Genomic DNA, 15454 nt, shown 5'->3' with positions numbered 1-15454 from the left:
CGCCACCGGCGCCCCCCTCCCCACCGGCGGCGGGCCGGCCACCGCAGTCGTCACCACCGGCGGTGGGCCCGCCGCCTGGGGATGCCCTGCCCATGCTGCCGTGGAACGGCATCCCCGCCCCACCGGCGGCGGGCCCGCCTTCCCCGCCGGAAGGGGGTGTGCCCGTTTCGCCGTGGTCGCGCAGCACGCGGGCCACCGTCTCGGTGGACGCCTCCTCGTACAGCAGCGCCACGCACAGGTCGACGGCCCGGGCCGCCATCGCCTTGGTCGAGTGAACCTCCACACACGCAGCGTATGTCGCGAGGAGGCGGTCACCCGCCGCAAGCGGCGAAGACGAACGTGTCCTTCAGGAGCGTGTAGCGGTCCCTGACCGTGACCTTCCCGGTGTCGATGTCGATCCGCACGATCGTCATCCTGTCGGGCCGCTCGTCGCGGTAGTCCAGCAGGTGCAGCGTCACCTCGGCCGGGCCGGTCCAGTCGATCATGTGCAGGTCGCCCTTGGGGAGCGTGACCCGGGTACGGCCGACGACCTGGTCGGTGGGCAGGTCGTACCGGACGAGCCGCGGCCTGCCCGCGCGGACGAGGGCGGCCACGGTACGGCCGTCGCCGGACAGGGCCTGCGGGCCGTTCGCCGAGACGATCTGCGGCGGCGTGACGCGTGCCAGCCGCTCGCCGGTGTCGCTGTAGGCGGCCAGGTCGGACACCGCCTCGTCCGCGTCGATCCTGGTGAGCACCTCGCCGCCGTCGCCGCTGAACCCGAGGAACGTCTCACCGGCCGGCACCGTGCCGATCCGGGCGCCGGTGGCGGTGTCGAAGATCCGTGTGGGCGCCGGCCGGTCCCCTCCGATGACGGCGGCCAGCCGGGCGCCGTCATCGGAGAGCTGGAGCGTCACGTCGTACTGTGCCACCCGGGGCAGCGCGTTCCCGGCCAGCGGCTCGACCCCGCCACCGAGGGTCCGGACGGCGAGCCGGCCCGACCTGGTGAAGTACGCCAGCTTCCGGCCGTTCCCGCTGACCACGATGGGCGCGGTCGCGTCGGGGGCGGGTTTGCCCTTGGCGTCGAGGGCGACGGTCTGGGCGTCCGTCAGCCGCCGTACCTCACCGCTGTGCATGAGGAGCCGCCAGTCTCCGCACGGCCGCTGCCCGCCGCCCTTCGTCGGGCAGCCTTTGACGGACACGTACCGGACGCTTTCGCGACCGTGCGAGTGTCCGTCCCCCGGATCCTGGCCGTGCTCCTGGCCGCGCTCCCGGCCGCGCTCCTGGCCGTGGCCGACGTGCTGTCCCTGTCCGACGTGCCGCCCTTGCGCGTGCGCCGGAGCCGGGAAAGCCGCGCCTGAGGCCGCCGCCGGAGCCGGGAAGGCCGCGCCTGAGGCCGCGGGAGCCGGGGACGCCTGCAGGACGGCCAGCGCCGCCGTGATGGCCGCGGTGCCCGCGGCGATGGTGATCCTCATGTCCGTCACTCCCCTGCGACGTGGTAGGCGTACGCGGTCCTGCTCGCGGAGTAGGCGTCGGCCCGCGTGACCGCGCCCGAGCCGACGTCGACGGTGAGCACCCGTACCACCGCCGACCCGCCGTGCTCGTCGCGTGGCACGAACGTGGCCGTGAGGGCGCCGCCGGCCGTCCAGCTCATGTGGGACGGCTCGGCGTCCGGCTTCAGCGCCAGGTCCACCCCGGCGGACAGCTCCCCGGTCTCCAGGTCGTAGATCCGCAGCCTGGGCGCCTTGCCGCGGTCGGCGTTCCCCGCGACGAAGAGCGCGACGGTCCTGCCGTCGGCCGCCAATGCCTCGTTTGCGGCGTTGGCGACGACCTGGGGCGGAGTCCGCCTGGTCGAGCCGCCGCCGAGCCGGTGCGCGACCATCGAGGTCGTGTTGTCCCGGTGGTGCCGGCGGGCCAGGATCTCGTCGCCGTCCGCGCTGAACGACGGATGCTCGTCCCGGCCGGGGAACCGGACGATCCGGCCGGTGGCGACCGTGACGACCTTGGTCGGCATCACGGCCGCGTCGTCGAGGCGGTCGACCATCACCCGGTCGCCGGACGGCGAGAGCTGGAAGGCGATGCCCTCGGTGCCCGCGTCCTTCGGCACCAGCGACTCCGGCAGCACCGTGACGGGGCCCCCGGCGGCCCGCCGGACCACGATGCGGTGGTCCCCGGCCCGCTCGTAGGCGATGACGCGGCCGTCGCCGCTGACGGCGAACCTGCCCTCCTCCCGCGTCCGCTCGCCGTTCCCGCCTACCCGGGTGACGGCGGCGTCGCGGACGGCGAGCGTGCGGCCGTCCCGCATGACCAGCCGCCAGTGCCCGCAGGGGCGGGCGGTGTCGGTCTTCTTGTCGGTGCACGACTTGATCCACGCCGCGCGGGCGGCGGGCGGACCGGTGCTCGCGTGGGCGGCGGGGACGGTCCCCAGCCCGCCGAGGACCGCCGCGAGCAGTAATGGGGCGGATGCCGAGGGGTGCCTCATGGCTGTGATCCTTTCGCTCACCCCGTTAGACAGGCGCCCGGGATGACCGGTTGATCACAGCTCGGCCACGGCCTGGCCGCGGTTCGGGACGTACGGTCCCGGACGGACTCGGGATCTCCGACGGCCGCTAGCGGTGCGGCTCGTAGGCGCGGATGAGCAGCTCCTCGGCCTCGTCGAGGTAGGCGTCGAGATAGGTCGCCGCCTCGTCGGCGCGGCCCGCCTCGAGCAGCTGCAGGAGATGGCGGTTGCGCTCGACGAACGGCTCGTGGAAGTCGCGCGGGTTCTGCATGACGTGGAAGACGAGCCGCAGCTCGGCGAGGAGCTGCCGCATCGCCTCGTCCAGCCGGGGACTCTGGTTGAGGGTCACGAGCGCCTGGTGGAAGCGGATGTTGGCGGTGCCGACGCCCTGCCAGTCGTCCTGACCGGCGGCCCGCTCGGCGTCGGCGACCGCCTCCTTGATCAGCTCCAGCGCCCGCGCCGTGGGGACGCGCCGCACCGCCGCGCCCTCCAGGACGCGGCGCACCCGGTAGAGGTCCGCGACGTCCTCTGCCGACAGCATCCGCACGAACACCCCCCGGTTCAGCCGGTGGTGGAGGAGCCGCTCGTGGCCGAGCAGGCGGAACGCCTCGCGCAGCGTGTTGCGTGACACCCCGAGGGCCTCCGAGATGGACTCCTCGGACAGGCGCTGGCCGGGCGCGAAGAAGCCCTCGCTGATGCGGTCGCGCAGGATGTCGGCCACCCGCTCGGCGGTGCTGCTGCGCCCCAGCCGCGTGCGGTCCCGCTCAAGGTCGGCAACAGCGTCGTTCACAAGGGCCAGACAATCATCGAACAAAACCCTTGTCGAGTTGTTCAACGATCCTTATGTTGAGAGGAAGCCCCCCATCCGGTAAGGAGCGACGAGATGGCAAGCTCCATCCAACAGACCCGGCGGGTGATCCTCGCCAGCCTCATCGGCACGTCGCTGGAGTGGTACGACTTCTTCCTCTACACGGCGGCAGCCGCGCTGGTCTTCGGCAAGCTGTTCTTCCCGACGCTCGACCCGCTCAACGCGACGCTCCTGGCGTTCACCACCAACGCGGTCGCGTTCGTGGCCAGGCCGCTGGGCGGGATCGTGTTCGGCCACTTCGGCGACCGCGCCGGGCGCAAGACCGTGCTCGTGGTCACGCTGCTGCTCATGGGCATCGCGACGTTCCTCATCGGCGTGCTGCCCGGCTACGCGAGCATCGGCGTCGCCGCGCCGATCCTGCTGGCCACGCTCAGGTTCGTACAGGGGCTGGGCCTGGGCGGCGAGTGGGGCGGCGCGGTCATCATGTCGATGGAGCACGGCGACAGCCGCCGCCGCGGGTTCAACGCCAGTTGGCCGCAGGTCGGCGTCCCCGCCGGATACGTCCTGGCCACCGGCATGCTGACGGTGCTGTCGTTCACGCTGTCCGACCAGGCGTTCCTGTCGTGGGGTTGGCGGATCCCGTTCCTGCTCTCGGGCGTGCTCGTGCTGGTCGGCCTGTGGGTGCGGGTGAAGATCAGCGAGTCGCCGCTGTTCGAGGAGGTCGAGCAGAAGGGCGCCAAGGCCAGGATGCCGCTCATCGAGGTGCTGCGCACGCACCCGCGCGCCCTGCTGTCGGCCTTCACCGCGCGCATCGGGGTCGACGTGGCCTTCTACACCTTCACCGCGTACATCCTCGTCTACCTCACCACCGTGCTGGGCGTGCACCGCTCGGTGGGACTGAACGCGGTGCTGGTCGGGTCGGCGCTGCAACTGGCGCTCATCCCGCTGTTCGGCGCGCTGTCCGACCGCGTCGGGAGGCGGCCGGTCTACCTCGCAGGGGTGGTCGGCGCCGCGATCTGGGTGTTCGTGTTCTTCCCGCTGCTCAACACCAAGTCGTTCCCGATGATCGCGCTCGCGGTGGTCGTCGCGCTGGTCACCCACGCGGCGATGTACGGCCCGCAGGCGGCGTTCATCGCCGAGCTCTTCACCACCCGGCTGCGCTACAGCGGCGCCTCCATGGGCTATCAGGTGGCCGGGATCTTCGGTGGCGCCCTCGCCCCGATCATCGCGATCAAGCTGTTCGACGTGTACGGCACCACGCTCGCCGTGTCGATCTACGTGTTGGCCGCCCTGGCCGTCACCGCCGTGGGCCTGGCCATCGCGCCGGAGACCCGCGACCTCGACCTCGCCACCGGCTCCGGCCCGCTGCCCCAGACGGCCTGACGCGGCCCGAGCGGGTCTGAGAAGGCCTTGAGCGCCCGGCGTGGCAGCCCGGGCCCGGACCCCAGGCCGCCGTCCCGAGGTCGTACGTCCGCAAGCTCGCCGCGAAGACCGCGGGCGGCGGCTGCCACCGCCGCCCGCGCGGGAGGTCACAGTGAGAATCGCGCTGTTGGTCGTCGCCGCGCTCGTCGCGCTCCCCCTGGCCATCGGCGGCCTGTGGGGCCTGGAGCGGACGGGAGGCGGCGAGGTCGCCGTCGTGCGCGACGGCGGCCCCCTCGACGACAACAAGGTGCGCCAGGTCATCGCCCCGGGCTCCGGGGTGACCTGGACCGGGATGTGGTCGTCCGTGCACGTGTACCCCGCCCAGCAGCGCTTCTACACGATCACCGCCGACACGAAGCGGGCGACCACGCTCGGCGTCGACGTGGTCACCGTGCCGAGCAGCGACGGCGTGAACCTGGGCATCGAAGGCACCCTGTACTTCACGCTCAACCTCGACCACGACACGCTCAGGACGTTCGACGACAAGTACGGCACGCGCACCTACCGCGGCCAGGACGACCGCTCGCTCTACGCGTGGGACGGCGACGAGGGCTGGACGGCGTTCTTCGGCCAGGCCGTCCGCCCGGTCGTCGACAACGCGCTGCGCAGCCAGATCGGCGCCCTGCGCTGCAGCGAGTTGGTCCCGTCGTGCTCGCTGCTGGAGAGCTCGACGCTCAAGCCTCGCGACAGCAACACCAACATCGCCAAAGTGCAGAACGCGGTCAACACCTCCCTGGCCCGCGATCTGCCGCAGACGCTGGGCGGCGACTTCTTCACCGGGCTGCGGTTCACGCTGGCCAGGGTCACGCTCCCCGCCGACGTCCAGAAGTCGGTCGACCGGTCCCTGGCCGCGAACGCCGCCGTCTCGGAGGCCCAGGCCAGGGTCGCGCAGGCCAGGGCGGAGGCCGAGGCCAACCGCGCCCGGCAGGACGGTTACGACAAGTGCCCCGCGTGCGCCGAGATCGAGAAGCTGAAGTCGCTCCCCCAGGGCATCACCGTCTACGCTCCCGGCAACCCGCAGTCGATCGTGGTTCCGGCCCGCTGAGAGTTGCGCGTTGTTGTAACTGAATCGCCACCTATTCGCAGAACGCGGCAGGCGCAATACGCATAAACTGCGCGCCTGTGAGCCTGCCTGTACGCGAACGTTCCCGCCGGCCGGGCGGCGGCCGCCACCGCCGTCCCGTGCCCACCTCCCTGCCGCCGGACGCCCCCGTGCTCGTGCTCGCCGCGCCGGGCAGCACCTCGGGCGTGGCCGCCGAGATCGCCGCCGTCGTACGGGTGGACCATCCCCAGATCGAGGTGCGCCTGACGGCCGTCTCCGAGCTGGCGGAGTCGCTGCCCAGCGGGCGCGACGCCGTCGTGGTGCCGTTGCTGACCTGGGACGACCCGGTGGTGATGGCCGACATCGCGCGGGCCGTCAGCGACAGCGGGTCCGGCGCGGTCGTGACCGAGGCGCTCGGCCCGCACCCGCTGCTCGCCGAGGCCCTGCACATCAGGCTGGCCGAGCGCGGCCTCGCCCGCGCCGACCGGGTGCGCCTGCTGAACGTCTCCAGCCCGGTCGACGCCGTCATCCTCGCCACCGTGGGCGGCGTGCAGGCCGTGCAGGCCATGCAGCCCACGGCGGTGCTGCTCGCATCCACCATGCAGCCCACGGCGGTGCTGCTCGCATCCAGGCTCACCCTCCCGGTCGTCGCGGCCTCACTTGACAGCGAGCCCGGCGTGCCGATGGCGGCGCAGCGGCTGCGCGCCGCCGGCGCCGGACGGCTGGCTGTCTCCCCGTGCCTGATCGGCCACGAAACAGCCGCTGACCTGGTCGAACAGGCCGCCGCCGGGGTGGACGCCGGGCACGCCGAGCCGCTCGGCGCCCACGGCTCGATCGCCGAACTTGTCGCGCGAGCTTACGGAAGTCAACTCGCGACTTGACAAGGGCTTGTAGAGATCACAAAAGTCGCGTTTACTTCTCCCCATGCGCCGCGTGCAGTGCAATGGTGCGCGTCTGTCCCTGCGTGACGTCACGGAGACCGACGTGGCGGCGCTGCACGCCGTCTACGGCGACCGCGCGGCCACGCAGTACATGCCGTTCGAGCCGCGCACCAGCTCTCAGGTCGCCGACATGGTCCGGGAGGCCCTGGACGCCGCGCAGGCCGAACCACGCCGCCTCTACATGCTGGCGGTGGTCGACGCCGACCACCGCGACGTGATCGGGGTCGCCCGCCTGCACATCGAGGCCGATCACCCGCACAGCGCGGAGATCGGTCTCGGGCTGCGGCCCGACCAGTGGGGCCGGGGCATGGGCACCGACCTGATCAGGCTGCTGGTGTCGTTCGGGTTCAAGCAGCTGGGGCTTCACCGCATCTGGGGCGCCCGCTCCCCCGACAACCTGCCCGCCCAGCTCGCCATGCTGACGGCGGGCATGGTCGAGGAGGGGCGGATCCGCCACCACGTGCTCACGCCGAACGGCTGGCGCGACTCCGTCGTCCACTCGGTCCTCGAGGACGAGTGGACCGACCGCTAGCCCGCACCGGCCGCGGATTCGGGTGATTTTTTGGGATTTCGGTAATCCTGAGGGGCTCCTGAAACAGTTCTTTGCGTGGACGATCCCGAAGAACGCTTCACCGTCCTCTACGACAGGCACTACCGGAACGTTCTGGGTTACGCCCTGCTGCGTGCCGAGCAGTCCATCGCGGAGGACCTGGTCAGCGAGACGTTCCTGGTCGCCTGGCGGCGGCTGGACGAGCTGCCCGATCCGCCGTTGCCCTGGTTGTTGGGCGTCACCCGCAACCTGCTGCGCAACCAGCGTGTCCGCCGGCTGCGGGGTGACGAGCTGATCGCTCGGCTCGGCCGGGCCAGCACGTTCGTCGAGGGGGATGTCGCGGAGCGGGTCGAGACGCGGCAGGAGGCCCTCGCCGTGCTCGCGTGCCTGCGTGAGCAGGACATCGAGGCCGTGGTCCTGGCCAGCTGGTACGGCCTGACTCCCGCGCAGGCGGCTCAGGCCGTGGGCTGCTCGCCTCGTACGTACAACGTCCGGCTTCACCGCGCACGCCGCCGGCTGGCGGACGTGCTCGGGCGCAAGCACTCGTTCCTCTCCATCCAGGGACACATCCAGGAACAAACATGAACGACAACGACCCGATCAACGCGTTTGTCACCACGCTACGTCCCGACGCGCTCACCGAGGACTCCTACCGGCGGCGCCGGTCGGCCGACCTCACCCGCGCGTTCCGGACACCGCGTACCCATCAGCACACTCGGAGGTTCTCAATGGCTCAGCGCCGCTCGCTCTTTCTGATCGCCGGTACGGCCGCCGCGGGGCTCGCCGCCGCGGCGTTCGCCGTCCCCCAACTCGTCTCCGGGGATTCCCCGGCCAGGAGCCCGATCGCCGCTCAGGACCCCGGCGTGCGGCCCCCGGCCGTGGACGCCGCCGGCGAACCCACCGCCGATGCCTCCAGCGCCCGGCGGACCGTGAACGCCCGGACCTCTCTGCTTGCGGCGGCGAAGGTGGCCGCCAAGGAGCCGATCGACTCGGGCCGGTTCTGGTATTCGCGGGTGCGCACCGGCCAGCGGGTGCGCGTGGTGCCGGGGGACTACATGGCCAAGATCAAGGGTCTGATGGCCGAGTACGAGGCCAAGAAGAAGGAGCTCAAGGGCAAGCCGGCGGAGCTCAAGGCCGCCCTCAAGGAGATCGACAAGAGGGTGCTCGAGCTCAAGACGGCGAAGCTGCCATACATCGCGACCAAGGGCGACACGACGGAGAGCTGGCGTTCGCTCAAGGACGCGGACGGCCGCACGGTGAGCAACCAGGACGTCAAGGTCGAGTTCGCGACTCCGGAGGACGAGGCGAAGTGGAAGCAGGCGGGATCCCCCCGCCTGTTCGAGGACGACAAGCCGCGTACCAAGCAAGGCGTGCCCGAAACCATCGTGTCGATCGGCAACGACGGCCTGACCTGGACCAACCTCTCGAAGCTGCCGACCGACAAGGAGCAGCTGAAGGCCAAGCTGAAGAGCCTGTACGACCAGAGCCCCCAGAAGAAGGACAAGTCACAGGACTTCGCCGACTACATCTGGGGGACGGGCGCGGACCTGCTGACCGCGCCGATCACGCCGGGCACCCGGGCGGCGCTCTATCACGTGCTGGCCGATCCCTCCCTGGGGCTGAAGTCGCAGGCCGGGGTCACTGACGGGCAGGGGCGTTCCGGGGTCGCCCTGGAGACGACCGGGCCCAACGACGCCGGCGAACCCGACAAGATCACCTACCGGTTGATCTTCGACGACAAGACCGCCAAGGTCCTGGAGCTCGACGTCATCGAATCAGGGGACTCCGTGCCACTGCTCCGGCAGACGTTCGAGAGCGCCGGCTATGTCGACAGCCTGGGTGACAAGCCGAGCCAGTGATCGGCGCCTGAGGGTGGAGGCATCGGACAGGGGTCGAGGCCTCCACTCCCGGCCCGCGGGCACCGACTCGGAGACGGGTCTCAGCCGCGGCCGGGCAGCATGGCGCGAACGGCGTCCTCGCTCCGGCCGACCACGGCCGGCCCGTCGTCGGCGGTGATGATGGGACGCTGGATGAGGATCGGGTGGGCGGCCAGCGCCCCGATCCAGCGGTCACGGCTCCCGGGGGTGCGGGGCCAGCCCGCCAGGCCGAGCTCGGCGGCCACGGCCTCGCCCGTCCGGGTGATGTCCCACGGTTCGAGGCCGAGCCGGGCCAGCACCTCGCGCAGCTCCTGCTCGCCGGGCGGGTCGTCCAGGTAGCGGCGGACGGTGTAGTCGGCCTGCTCGGCGTCCAGGACGGACAGCGCGGACCGGCACTTGGAACAGTCAGGGTTGATCCAGATCTCCATGCTGCCTTCCTCCTGCCGGATGGACGGCCCGCGCACGCGGGCCGTCCGCATGTTCCGCATATTTGCATACGCCGCGAGCGGGTCAGGTGGCGGTGTTCGTCCGGCCCTCGGGCCGGACTGCGCGGGGGCCGCTGTCGCGTGACCGACGGCGGAGCGAGTCCGAGGCCCAGCTCCCGGGTCCCAGTACGGCGATGAGCAGGAACGCCCAGCAGTACATGGCCGCCAGTTCGCCGCCGTTGCGCAGTGGCAGCAGCCCCATCGGCTGATGCACGACGAAGTAGGCGTAGGCCATGGAGCCGGACGCGATCGTGGCGTTGACGCGGGTGAACAACCCGGCCAGGACCAGCCCGCCGCAGACGAGCTGGATGAGCGCGGCCCACCACGTGGGCCACACGCCGAACTCGGCGGCGTGCCCACTGCCGCGGTGGCCACCGAGGACGCCGAACATCGAGGCCACTCCGTGGAGCGCGAACAGCAGCCCGGTGACGATCCGGAACAGCGACAGCACGGGCCCGTGGAGCTGATCCAGGTTCATGAGATCACCTCTCGGCCACCCAGCCGACCATGATGCCCATCACGTTCTCGTGCGCATGACCTTTCAGGTCGTACCTGCTGGTGATCCGCAGCAGGTCGCCGCGGTTGATCGTGCCCAGCGGGTCGCCGCCGCACGGTGGCATGTCGGAGATCTCGGTGTGCCCGTGATGGTCGATGAATTCGGGATCGCCGCCCTCCTCCGCCACTATTTCGCAGAGCATCGCGCCGGTGGTGAGGTTCTCCGTCCGCACGGAATGCCCGCCGTGGTGGACGTGGCCGCGCATGTGCACGAGTCTCCCGGAGATCGTGGAGCGCCACTGCCTGCTCTTCTCGCTGACGCCCTCGGGAGCGTCCCATACGGGCCAGAAGCAGCCGCCGGCGTCCATCCAGATCGGCGTGACCGGCTTGAGGCGGGAACCTGGGACGGGCTGGTGGGTGAAGGTGAACGTGATGTAGACGGTCTTCTCCGAGTGCCCGTGGTTCATCAGGTCGTAGACCATGGACCACCGTTCGGCCCGGCCGACCCTGATCCCGTATCCGGGCGGCAGGGCGCTCGCCACCCGCTCGTTTCCGGTGGAGAACACCCGCCGCGGCCCTCCGCACACGACGTCGCGTCTCCCGAAGTCACCGAGTACCGCGTGGTGCAGCATCGGGCCGGTGTTGACGTTGGCGTTCGAACCGTCCGCATAGACCAGGTTCGGGGTGAAGCCCGTGATGAAGCAGTTGTCGCACGGCTTCTCGACATCCAGGGCGATCTTGTTTCCGGTGCTGCCGTGCTCGTCCTTGGACGCCGGCGGAAGGGTGTAGGGACCGTATCGCACGGTGGTGGTCTGCGGAGCAACGGCCTGGTGGGTGACCGACCCGGCGGCCGGAGCCGCGCCGGCCATCAATCCGAGGACGGCGACGACGGCCATGGCTAATGAGCGACTGCGAAAGGACACGGTTTCTCCTGGGGGGGCGGGTTCGCCGGACTCGGGCGCGGGCCATGACGGAGTCCGGACGAGTGGGATGGAGCCGTTCGCTCGCATGCGATGACTGCGCGACGGGCCGGGGGCCCGCGGCCGGCGCTTTCCGCATTTCGACGACCTGTAGGCCGCGTTGAATGCGATCAGTCCGCTGATCGGCCTCACAGCGGGATTCACCACAGGGTGCGGTCACCGACACCTTGTGTCAAGAGCGGTCAACCGGCATGGCGAGGCATGCGGCTCCCCGCACGCCTGACCAGGGTTTTCCCGGAACGGCGCCGGCGCCGTTCGGCGCGACGCCGGTGAGTTCACCGGTTCGAGTCGCCTCCGGCCCGGTGACGTCACCAGGGGGTGAGCGTCACCCGGGGGTGCGGCGACCAGGGGTGCGGTGGCCAGGCGTCAGCCCGGCGAACAGTAGACGGATCAAGGAGCGCCACGGGCCGGTGGCGGGGCCGTCGACGCCGAGGGTGGCGAGGACGTCCGCGCCCACCGACATGTAGAGCAGCAGCCGGGCGAGGGCGGCGGCATCGACCTCGGCGCTCAGGGCCCCCTCCCGCTGGGCGAGCGCGACCAGCTCGGCCAGCTGCGTCTCGGCCGCCCGCAGCGCGGCATGGACCCTCCGGCCCACCTCGGGGTCCCGCCGGGCCGCGGCGAGCGCCTCGCTGAGCAGCGGCGCCCACGCCCGCTGACGCGCGTCGCACAGATCCGCCGTGATCATTTCCAGCACGTCGGCCGGCGCGGTTCCGCGGTTCAGTGCCCGGCCGAGCCGGCGCGACGCCGCGTTCAGGCCACGGTCGACCGCCTCGGCCAGCAGGTCCGCCTTGTTGCGGAAGTTGCCGTAGATCGCGCCGGTCGAGAGGCCGGCCCGGCGGGCGATGTCCTGCACCCGGGTGCGGTCGTAGCCCTGCTCGCCGAACTCCTGGACCGCCGCGTCGATCAATCGGTCACGGATCTGGGCACCGCTCTGCACTGGTGCGGACGCGGGCTCGGGCATGGGCCCAGCCTAGCCGGGTCCGTGCCGGTCCGGCCGACGCGCGGGCGCGTGGCGGCCAGGTCCGTGGCGGACGCCCTGGGTCCGCGGCTGTGGCATGGTCCGAGAATAGCGATTATTCTCGGAACACGATCTGGCCGGAGGGCGTACTGCGGTGGCGAAAGGCGCTGATCACTCGATCATCGGCAGGGAGGCCGAATGCCGGCGGCTCGCGGAGATGTTCCGGTCCTGCCGCGAATCCGGTGGCGGCGCCCTGCTGGTCGCCGGCGACCCGGGCATGGGCAAGAGCGAGCTCCTGCGTCATTCCTCGCGGCTGGCGCCCGACTTCCTCACCGTCAACGCCGACGGCGTCCAGGCGGAGGAGGGCCTGGCGTACGGAGTGGTCCACCGCGTGGTCCGGCTCCTGGCCCCCGCACTGCGCCATCTGGCGCAGAGCTCGCGCGAGGTGCTGGAGAGGGTGCTCCTGCGCCGTGTCCCGCGGCCACGCGAGCGGGCGCTCGTCGCCGTCGCGACACTGGGACTGCTCGCGCGTGCCAGTGACAGGCGGCCCGTGCTGCTACGGGTCGACGACCTGCAGTGGGTCGACGCCGATTCCCGGTACGCCCTCGGCTTCGTGGCCCGCCGGATCGGCGCCGAGCGGCTCGCGCTCCTCGCCGCGACGGACGGCGAGACCTCCACCCTGATGCCGGGCGTCCCGGTGCTGCACCTGACGGGGATGAGCGATCACGACTGCCTGCGGCTCCTCGCGGAGAACCAGCCGTCGCCGGTGGCGCCCGCGGTCCGCGAGGTCCTCGTGCACGCGGCCGGCGGCAACCCGCTGATCCTGCTGGAGCTGCTGCGGACGCTGACACCGGCCGCGCTGAGCTCGCCCGCCCATCTTCCCGATCCGCTGCCGCTCGGCACCCGCCTCACGCGCCTGCGGCTCGGCCCGTTCCACCGGCTTCCGGACGGCTGCCGCCGGCTCCTGCTGCTTCTGGCGGCCGAACCCGGCCTGGACCCGCTGTCCCTGTTCCACCTCGCCCGGCGAGCGGGGATCGATCCGGTGGCGCTGCGCCCGGCCGAGGAGTCCGGTCTGGTCGTCTCATCGGCCGGCGGCGTGTCGTTCCGCCACGCCGATCTGGGGCGGGCGATCTATCACCGTGCCGACCTGGCCGACCGGCACTGGGCACACGAACTGCTGGCGCGCGCGTTCGCCGATGCCGCCGACGGCCGTCGCTGGTGGCACGAGGCCGCCCTGGTGCCGGAGTCGAACACCGAACTGGCCGACGAGCTCGAACGTCAGGCGGTCCACGCCCGCCGGCACGGCGACCAGGGCAGGGCCGCGGCGCTGATGGAACGCTCGGCCGAGCTGACCCGCGAGGACGCCCGCCGGGCCCGCCGCCTGGTCACGGCCGGCGACTGCAGCAGACGGTCCGGGCGGCCCCGGCATGCGACACGGCTGCTGGAACGCGCGGCACCGCTGGTCGGCGCCGACCAGCCGTCCCTCCGAGGACGCGCCGACTACCTGCGCGGAGTGCTCTCCCTGCATCACGCCATGGCCACCGATGCCCACGAGACGCTCATGACCGCCGCCGACGTCCTCGCGGCCGACGATCGCCTGCTCGCACTCAAGGCCCTGCTCACAGCCGCCGAGGCCGGCTTGTACGCCGGGGACGTCGCCGTGCCGGCGCAGGCGGGCCTGCGCGCGATGACCCTGCTCGAAAGCTCGCGGGGGACGGACCGATCCGAGGTCCGGTTCGCCGCCGGGCTCCTGCTCGGGTTCGCCGACTTCGTGAGGGGACGGCTGCCCGCGGCGGTGGCCGGGCTGCGCGAGATCACCGCCACGGCCGTTCAGGTGGGCGACCCGCTGCTGCTCACCTGGGCGGCCCACGGAGCGCTGTTCGCCGCCGACGCCGCCCGCGCGCGCGGTCTCGCCTCACGCGCGGTCTCGCTGGCCCGGGCGGCCGGTGACACCCCGGCGGCGGTTCATGCCATGCAGTACCTCGCCTACTCCGAGTGCTGGCTGAGCGGGACCGGCACGGCCACTCTCACCGCCACCGAGGCTCTGCGGCTGGCCGGCGAGAGCGGACAGCTCACCGCGGCCCGCAATCTCATGGGGATCCTGACGCTGGCCGCCGGGATCTCCGGGGACGCCGAGGGCTGCCACCAGTACGCGGGCCGTGTCGCCGGTGAGGCGGCGGCGCACCGGCTCGGGCTCTCCTCCGCTCTCGGCCTGTGGGGTCTGGCCCAGCTGGATCTGGCCCGCCGGAACTGGGCCGGGGCGGCCGCCGCGCTCCACCGGATCGCCCGCACGGGGCTGGGGCATCCGGCGATCGCGATGGAGGCCGTGCCCGCCTACGTGGAGGCGGCCGTCCGTACCGGAGAGCGGGCTCGGGCGGAACGGGCGGCGGCGAGCTTCATCCGGTGGGCGGAGGCGGTCGGGCGGGGATGGCCGGTCGCGCTGGCCGCCCGCTGCCGCGCGCTCCTGGGTGCCGCCGACGCCGAGCGGCACTTCCGGGAGGCGCTGCGCCTGCATCCCAGCGCCGATCGTGAATTCGAGCGGGCCCGTACGGCGCTGCTCTACGGGGAGTTCCTCAACCGCGAGCGCCGGCGCGGGGACGCCCGCGTCCCGTTGCGCGAGGCCGCGGAGATCTTCCGGCGGCACCGGGCCTCCCTGTGGCTGGACCGGACCCGCGCCGAACTGCGCGCCAGCGGCGACGACGGCAGCGCCACCGACCCCGCCGCGCCCGCTCCGGGAGAGGCGGCCACGGCGCTGACCTCGCGGCAGTCCCAGATCGCCGAGCTGGTGGCAGCGGGCGCGACCAACAAGCAGGTCGCCACCAGCCTCTCGCTGAGCCCGCGCACCGTCGACTACCACCTGCGCCGCATCTTCCAACGGCTCGGCATCACCTCACGCGCGGACCTGATCCGGCGGCTCACCGCCGAGCGAGCCCACCGGGAGCACACCGGCCTGGAGCACACCGGCCTGGAGCGCGCCGGCCTGGAGCGCGCCGGGCTCGAGCGCGCCGGGCCGGGCACCGCGCCGCGCTCCTCGGGATGACGGCGCTCCGGTGCGTCTTCTCCGGGGATTGTCGGTGGCGCGCCCTACGATGAGCCTCCTCACGTGGAGGGATCTCACAGATGCTCGACTCTCTGATCGTGCCCCTGTTCGTCACGACGGACCTGCCGCCGGAGGCGGATCTGGGCGAGTTCGGCGCGCTGCTCGCCGACACGGCGCGCACGCTCCACCATGACGGCGAGAGCTACGAGGCGTTCCTGGCCGGCAAGGTGTTCTGGCTCGACCGGCCGGTCCCCGGCGGGCAACGGCCGGCGGCCGAGGCGGAGCTGCGCTTCGCGGCGATGCTCGGCTACCTCGCCGCCTCGGGGCCCGGCCACACGGCCCGGGGCGTGGTGGCCGACGTGCGGCGGGCGGTCTCGGCG

At 72.1% G+C, this 15454-nt stretch carries 15 protein-coding genes and 1 pseudogene; 8 read left to right on the top strand and 8 right to left on the bottom strand.

The window, feature by feature from the left end:
- The 4 genes and pseudogenes from DQW85_RS44485 to DQW85_RS14955 all read right to left on the bottom strand — a co-directional run.
- Positions 1 to 283: pseudogene (locus DQW85_RS44485) on the bottom strand (hypothetical protein); the annotation flags it as partial.
- A 28-nt stretch (positions 284 to 311) separates the two neighbouring features.
- Entirely contained in the window at positions 312 to 1451 is a 1140-nt protein-coding gene (locus tag DQW85_RS14965) for a hypothetical protein (RefSeq protein WP_162794995.1), read from the bottom strand.
- A gap of 5 nt (positions 1452 to 1456) precedes the next feature.
- Positions 1457 to 2458, bottom strand: a complete 1002-nt coding sequence (locus DQW85_RS14960; RefSeq protein WP_113700915.1) for a TolB family protein — start codon at positions 2456 to 2458, stop codon at positions 1457 to 1459.
- Between the two features lie 127 nt (positions 2459 to 2585).
- Entirely contained in the window at positions 2586 to 3266 is a 681-nt protein-coding gene (locus tag DQW85_RS14955; RefSeq protein ID WP_113700914.1) for a GntR family transcriptional regulator, read from the bottom strand.
- Positions 3267 to 3359: 93 nt separating this feature from the next.
- Between DQW85_RS14955 and DQW85_RS14950 the strand changes: the two genes are divergently transcribed.
- From DQW85_RS14950 to DQW85_RS14925, 6 genes are all read left to right on the top strand, one after another.
- A complete protein-coding gene (locus tag DQW85_RS14950) occupies positions 3360 to 4667 on the top strand; it encodes an MFS transporter (RefSeq protein ID WP_113700913.1) in 1308 nt (435 codons plus the stop codon).
- A 151-nt stretch (positions 4668 to 4818) separates the two neighbouring features.
- Complete coding sequence (locus tag DQW85_RS14945) at positions 4819 to 5751, top strand: SPFH domain-containing protein (RefSeq protein WP_240197191.1); 933 nt, start codon at positions 4819 to 4821, stop codon at positions 5749 to 5751.
- A gap of 77 nt (positions 5752 to 5828) precedes the next feature.
- On the top strand, positions 5829 to 6629 hold the full coding sequence (locus DQW85_RS14940; RefSeq protein ID WP_240197190.1) for a sirohydrochlorin chelatase: 801 nt from the start codon (positions 5829 to 5831) through the stop codon (positions 6627 to 6629).
- Between the two features lie 43 nt (positions 6630 to 6672).
- Positions 6673 to 7221, top strand: coding sequence for a GNAT family N-acetyltransferase (locus tag DQW85_RS14935; RefSeq protein WP_113700911.1), 549 nt, complete (start codon positions 6673 to 6675; stop codon positions 7219 to 7221).
- A 75-nt stretch (positions 7222 to 7296) separates the two neighbouring features.
- Positions 7297 to 7824 carry an RNA polymerase sigma factor gene (locus DQW85_RS14930; RefSeq protein ID WP_113700910.1) on the top strand — a complete coding sequence of 176 codons (528 nt, stop codon included), beginning with the start codon at positions 7297 to 7299 and terminating at the stop codon, positions 7822 to 7824.
- Positions 7821 to 9098, top strand: coding sequence for a hypothetical protein (locus DQW85_RS14925; protein ID WP_113700909.1), 1278 nt, complete (start codon positions 7821 to 7823; stop codon positions 9096 to 9098). The genes DQW85_RS14930 and DQW85_RS14925 overlap by 4 nt, the downstream gene beginning before the upstream one ends.
- A gap of 80 nt (positions 9099 to 9178) precedes the next feature.
- On the opposite strand, the gene DQW85_RS14920 is transcribed toward DQW85_RS14925, so the two are convergent.
- The 4 genes from DQW85_RS14920 to DQW85_RS14905 form a co-directional block, all read right to left on the bottom strand.
- Positions 9179 to 9595 (bottom strand): arsenate reductase family protein, encoded by a 417-nt coding sequence (locus tag DQW85_RS14920; RefSeq protein WP_240197189.1) that lies wholly within the window; start codon positions 9593 to 9595, stop codon positions 9179 to 9181.
- 31 nt (positions 9596 to 9626) lie between these two features.
- On the bottom strand, positions 9627 to 10079 hold the full coding sequence (locus DQW85_RS14915) for a DoxX family protein (protein WP_113700907.1): 453 nt from the start codon (positions 10077 to 10079) through the stop codon (positions 9627 to 9629).
- Between the two features lie 4 nt (positions 10080 to 10083).
- Positions 10084 to 11019 carry a hypothetical protein gene (locus tag DQW85_RS14910; protein ID WP_162794994.1) on the bottom strand — a complete coding sequence of 312 codons (936 nt, stop codon included), beginning with the start codon at positions 11017 to 11019 and terminating at the stop codon, positions 10084 to 10086.
- Between the two features lie 382 nt (positions 11020 to 11401).
- Positions 11402 to 12037, bottom strand: coding sequence for a TetR/AcrR family transcriptional regulator (locus DQW85_RS14905; RefSeq protein WP_113700905.1), 636 nt, complete (start codon positions 12035 to 12037; stop codon positions 11402 to 11404).
- Positions 12038 to 12188: 151 nt separating this feature from the next.
- Here DQW85_RS14905 and DQW85_RS14900 point away from each other — a divergent pair, with 151 nt between their 5' ends.
- Together DQW85_RS14900 and DQW85_RS14895 are read left to right on the top strand one after the other, a co-directional pair.
- On the top strand, positions 12189 to 15074 hold the full coding sequence (locus DQW85_RS14900) for an AAA family ATPase (protein WP_113700904.1): 2886 nt from the start codon (positions 12189 to 12191) through the stop codon (positions 15072 to 15074).
- 80 nt (positions 15075 to 15154) lie between these two features.
- The coding region (locus DQW85_RS14895; RefSeq protein ID WP_113700903.1) for a hypothetical protein at positions 15155 to 15454 on the top strand (300 nt) is incomplete at its 3' end.

Origin of the sequence: Nonomuraea lactucae (genome assembly GCF_003313395.1) — a bacterium.
Taxonomy (GTDB): Bacteria; Actinomycetota; Actinomycetes; order Streptosporangiales; family Streptosporangiaceae; genus Nonomuraea; species Nonomuraea lactucae.
This window is presented reverse-complemented; position numbering and strand designations above follow the sequence as displayed.

Bases quoted from the DNA above. Each gene is read 5' to 3' on its own strand.
- DQW85_RS14935 (WP_113700911.1), top strand. From the start codon at position 6,673: ATGCGCCGCGTGCAGTGCAATGGTGCGCGTCTGTCCCTGCGTGACGTC.
- DQW85_RS14965 (WP_162794995.1), bottom strand. From the start codon at position 1,451: ATGAGGATCACCATCGCCGCGGGCACCGCGGCCATCACGGCGGCGCTG.
- DQW85_RS14950 (WP_113700913.1), top strand. From the start codon at position 3,360: ATGGCAAGCTCCATCCAACAGACCCGGCGGGTGATCCTCGCCAGCCTC.
- DQW85_RS14905 (WP_113700905.1), bottom strand. From the start codon at position 12,037: ATGCCCGAGCCCGCGTCCGCACCAGTGCAGAGCGGTGCCCAGATCCGT.
- DQW85_RS14960 (WP_113700915.1), bottom strand. From the start codon at position 2,458: ATGAGGCACCCCTCGGCATCCGCCCCATTACTGCTCGCGGCGGTCCTC.
- DQW85_RS14925 (WP_113700909.1), top strand. From the start codon at position 7,821: ATGAACGACAACGACCCGATCAACGCGTTTGTCACCACGCTACGTCCC.
- DQW85_RS14915 (WP_113700907.1), bottom strand. From the start codon at position 10,079: ATGAACCTGGATCAGCTCCACGGGCCCGTGCTGTCGCTGTTCCGGATC.
- DQW85_RS14920 (WP_240197189.1), bottom strand. From the start codon at position 9,595: ATGCGGACGGCCCGCGTGCGCGGGCCGTCCATCCGGCAGGAGGAAGGC.